Origin of the sequence: Rickettsia sp. TH2014 (assembly GCF_019249195.1) — a bacterium.
GTDB classification, from domain to species: Bacteria; Pseudomonadota; Alphaproteobacteria; order Rickettsiales; family Rickettsiaceae; genus Rickettsia; species Rickettsia felis.
On sequence record NZ_MXAX01000126.1, the window covers coordinates 1 to 4,599 of the forward strand.

Here is a 4,599-nt window from a genome sequence, read left to right on the forward strand (position 1 = left end):
TAAACTGCAATACGGAGGCACGACCCTGCTGGGTAATATTGGATCGTCATTGCGAGCAGGCATTATTGCGTGAATAATTTTATGTCATTCTTAGCAACGGCGGGAATCCAGCATAAAGCGAGATAAATCGAGCTTTTAATTTTAAAAACGTATTGTGTAGAACCTTTAAATTACTGGATTCCCGCTTTCGCGGGAATGACATAAAACGCGTTTTTCGATCCAAGCAAGCAGCTTCTCTAAACATTCTCTTTGAACCAATCAAAAGCTTTTTTAAAGAAGCTGCTATTTTCCTCAAGTCTAATATGAGCGAATTCTTTTTGCTGCTTTAGAGCATGAATTTTTAGCATTCCTATAGTTGCTGAATACATAGCCGGATTATAATCTTCTGTAAAACCGGCAATAATCTCCGGTTTACCGATTCTACTCTGTTTTTCAAAAATTTTATTTGAAAGCTCTGTAAGTCCTCTAAGCTGAGACCCACCGCCGGTAATTACAACTCTAAAAACTTCAACCTGCCCTTTTGTTGCTTTATCATATTCGGCTTTTACCATTGATAATATTTCTTCGACTCTTGCTCTTATTACCTCGGCTAATTTATAAATTGTTACAGAAGTATTTAAATTATGATGAGTATCAACATGAAAATCATCCATATTTATAATACTATCTTTCTCAAATAAAGGTATAATTGCATTACCGTATAAAATTTTTAATTTCTCTGCCGTAACAAGATCAATACCAAAGACTTTAGCAATATCCGAACTAATATGAAAACTACCTATATTTACATGCCCTGTATATATTAATTTACCGGCAAAAAAAATGCCGAAAGAGGTAGTTTTATCGCCCATATCTATAATAAGCGAGCCTAGATTTTTTTCATCATTCGTAAGACAGCTAATAGCAGAAGCATAAATTGCTAGAGTGATATTTGTGACTTCAACATGACATTTAGCGAAGCATTGTACAATATTTGATAACATATTTGAACTAGCTGCAATAATATGTAATTCACAACTAAGCTCTCTACCATACATACCTATAGGATTCTCGACTGAATTATTATCAAGAGTAAACTCAAGAGGAAAATAATGAATAATTTCTTGGTTTTTAACTTTAAACTCAAGTAATGCTTTTTGTAGTAACTTTTTAATATCCTGCTGCGTTACGGTTTGCCCGTTAACTTTAATGGTATAATTAATATAATAAGATTTAGTGTCGGCACCTGATAACGATAATATAACTTTTTTTATATTTTTACCGCAATCTTTTTCAAGTGCATAAATTGCCGAAACAATGCTAGTTTCAGCATTTTTTAAATCTGATATAACTCCTGATTTAATACCTTTAGAATGATGCAAATTTTGGCTAGCTACTTTAATTTCACCTTTTTTACTAATATAGGCAGCAATTACGGCAATCTTACTACTGCCGAAATCAAGTGTCACAAAATTTGATATTTTCTCTTTCATTTTTTTACGTTTGTTATTCCAAAAACTTCATTGCGAGAAGAATTACAAAGTAATTCGACGAAGCGATCTCAGGATGCTTGACAAGATTGCCGCGTCGGAACTACGTTTCTCCTCGCAATGACGATTCTCAATACTTCTCAATATAATACCTATTCTTATCCCTTAAATCCAAAGCCTTATAATTTTGGTTAAATAGCTTGTTTGCTTTATTTAGTGCATCGACATATTTTAATGCTTCTTCAAACTCTTTTTCAGGTAACTTAATAATTATATTACCTTTAAGATTTAAATCCCACCTTCTATCTCCGAGTCTTACGGCAGCTGAAGTTTTATTCATTAATGCCGGATATTTCTGTAGCTCTAGTACTAATTTACCTGCGTAGATATTTGCCCCTTCCCCTACAACATGTAATAAATGAGGAAAGGGCTGAATATTTTTACTAATTTCATAACCTTCTTCATCGACTAAGAAAAGCTGTTTATTAATTTGCCAAATAGCAATAGGTTCTCTTTCAAATAATTTTATATATACCGTATTTGGTAATCTTCTACTGACATATACTTCTTTGATCCATTTATTTTTCTTTAAATTATTTCTAATTTCGTCTAATTTAAGAGCAAAAATAGGACTGCCCTTATTCGCATTTAAAACCTTTAATATTGTAGGCTCATCGACATTTTGCTGTCCTTCAATGATAACATTCTCAAGTTTAAACCCAAGTTTTGTTGTTGTTTGATATATATTTGTTGTTAAGTAGGTTTTTATGCGGGCAAAATATTTTGTAAAAACAAATAGACATACAAAGATAATTAAAGCAATCTTAAGCCCTAATATTGCTTTTTTGTAAATTAGTCCTAATTTTCGGCGTAATGAGATATTATTAGTTTTTTTTGTTTGTTTTTTTTTATTTGAGCTTGTTTTTTTTCTCATGATTCAAAGCTTGCCGTCTTTATAATTTCTTCAATTAAGTTAGTAAAATTTATCCCTGCATAAACTGCAATTTCCGGCACTATTGATAAAGGCGTCATACCTGGGTGAGTGTTTATCTCCAAAGCATACAATTTGTTTGTCTGCTCTTCTAAAATAAATTCTGCTCTAGCAGGACCATTACAATTCATTGTTTTATAAATTTTTTCTGATTCTACAAGTAATTTTTCATATAAATTAGTAGGTAGCGGAGCAGGACAAAGATGCTCAGCAAATCCTTCGGTATATTTAGTTTCATAATCATAGAAACGATTCTTTAGTAATTTAATTTCTAAAGCCCCAAGAGCTTTGCCGTTTAATACCGCTACTTGCAACTCTCGTCCTTTTATATATTGCTCTATTATCACCTGATCACCGTAAGGGAAATTATAATCGACAAAGTTAAAATCATCTTCCTCAAATATCACCTCAACACCAATACTTGAACCTTGCGTAAGAGGCTTAATTACATATGGTCGTTTCATAGGATCATTCTTTATATTATCGCTTTTATTTACAACGATACTTTCAGCCATATTAATATTATTCGTTAAAAACCAGCTCCTAGAATGTATTTTATCGAATGCTAAAGCTGAAGATAACACGCCGCTATGAGTATAAGGAATCCGCATTATATTAAGTAATCCAGGTAAGCAGCCATCTTCACCATATGTACCGTGTAGGCAGTTAAAAACAATATCAGGTTTTATTTCCTGTAATTTTGTAGCAATATCCGCCCCCATATCAACAAAGGTTACTTTATATCCTCGTTCAATTAAGGCTTTACTAACCCCTTCAGCCGACACTAAAGATACCTCGCGCTCGGCAGACATACCGCCCGCTACTAACGCTATATGTTTTTTACCGGTCGTACTTAATATTTTGACTTCAGAATGTTCCACCCAATGAGTTTGATATTTATTCATGTTTTTTACTTTTTTTAAGGGGTAACGTCATTGCGAGAAGAAACTGCAAGTTTCGACGAAGCAATCTCAGCATACTTGACCAGATTGCCGCGTCGATGCTACGCATCTCCTCGCAATGACGATTTTTAAACATACCTACCCAAACGTTTTATTTCCCACTCTAACTTAACCCCACTATCTTCAAATACTTTCTGTCGGACGAAATCACCTAAATCTTCTAAATCCTTAGCGGTAGCATCACCATTATTTATCATAAAATTACAATGAAGTTCTGACATCGAAGCACCGCCTATTCTATAGCCTCTAAGTCCTGCTTTGTCAATAAGTTCCCAAGATTTAAGCCCCTCAGGATTTGCAAAAGTACTACCGCCTGTACGCTCTTTAATAGGCTGCGTAGCTGATCTTGCGTTATTTATTTCATTCGTCCGTAATAATATATTTTCACTATCGCCTTTATTTACTTTAAAAACGGCTTTGAGAATAATTAAATCCTTTGGTAAATTATTACTGCGATATTTAAAACCGATTTCTTCATTTGTGAATGTTAAAAAGTTTCCTGCAAAATCAATCGCTTCAATCTTCACTATAATATCTTTAAATTCAGAGCCATAAGCACCGGCATTCATAACAACGCCGCCACCGATAGTACCAGGAATACCTACTAAAAACTCAAAACCGGAAATAGCATTTGCTTGACAAAATTTTGCTAAATTATAATTAAGGCAGCTACTACCTACTATTAGATGATCATCTATAAACTCAATATTACTAAAATTCTGACCGAGCTTTATTGTAACTCCTTCTATCCCCCCGTCTCTTATAATAATATTTGAGCCTGCACCAAAAGTAGTTATAGGTAATTTTTGCTTATTTTGTATTAAGAAACTTGCTAAATCTTCGCTATCAAAAGGTTTAAAGAAAATTTCGGCATTACTGCCTACTTTAAACCATGTCAGATGTTTTAAATTATAATCTTTTTTATACTCGCCTTTTACTATCGGTAAAATTAACATATTTTTACTGTCATCTTTTTTCTTTTGTGACGTTGTTGCATGGACATCAAGTCGTCATTGCGAGAAGCGAAGCGACGCGGCAATCTCAAGAGTTTTGTACTGCTTCATGAGATTGCCGCGTCGAGGCTTTGCCTATCCTCGCAAGGCGTTGCCCGCGTGAACCAACTTCACCTCTGTCATCCCGTGGCTTAACCACGGGATCCAGTTAAAATACTAAAATT

Annotated in this window: 4 protein-coding genes; all 4 read right to left on the bottom strand. The window is 34.0% G+C overall.

All coding sequences use genetic code 11. The annotated features are described in order from the left end of the window. Positions 1 to 236 precede the first annotated feature (236 nt). The 4 genes from ftsA to murB all read right to left on the bottom strand — a co-directional run bounded on the left by ftsA (position 237) and on the right by murB (position 4,378). Positions 237 to 1,472 (bottom strand): cell division protein FtsA, encoded by a 1,236-nt coding sequence (gene ftsA / locus KYQ89_RS02370; RefSeq protein WP_218460248.1) that lies wholly within the window; start codon positions 1,470 to 1,472, stop codon positions 237 to 239. Positions 1,473 to 1,599: 127 nt separating this feature from the next. Next, entirely contained in the window at positions 1,600 to 2,403 is an 804-nt protein-coding gene (locus KYQ89_RS02375) for a cell division protein FtsQ/DivIB (protein WP_218460249.1), read from the bottom strand. Next, positions 2,400 to 3,365, bottom strand: coding sequence for a D-alanine--D-alanine ligase (locus tag KYQ89_RS02380; RefSeq protein WP_218460250.1), 966 nt, complete (start codon positions 3,363 to 3,365; stop codon positions 2,400 to 2,402). Before KYQ89_RS02380 ends, KYQ89_RS02375 begins: the two co-directional genes overlap by 4 nt. Before the next feature lie 125 nt (positions 3,366 to 3,490). Beyond that, on the bottom strand, positions 3,491 to 4,378 hold the full coding sequence (gene murB / locus KYQ89_RS02385; RefSeq protein WP_218460251.1) for a UDP-N-acetylmuramate dehydrogenase: 888 nt from the start codon (positions 4,376 to 4,378) through the stop codon (positions 3,491 to 3,493). Between the last annotated feature and the right edge of the window lie 221 nt (positions 4,379 to 4,599).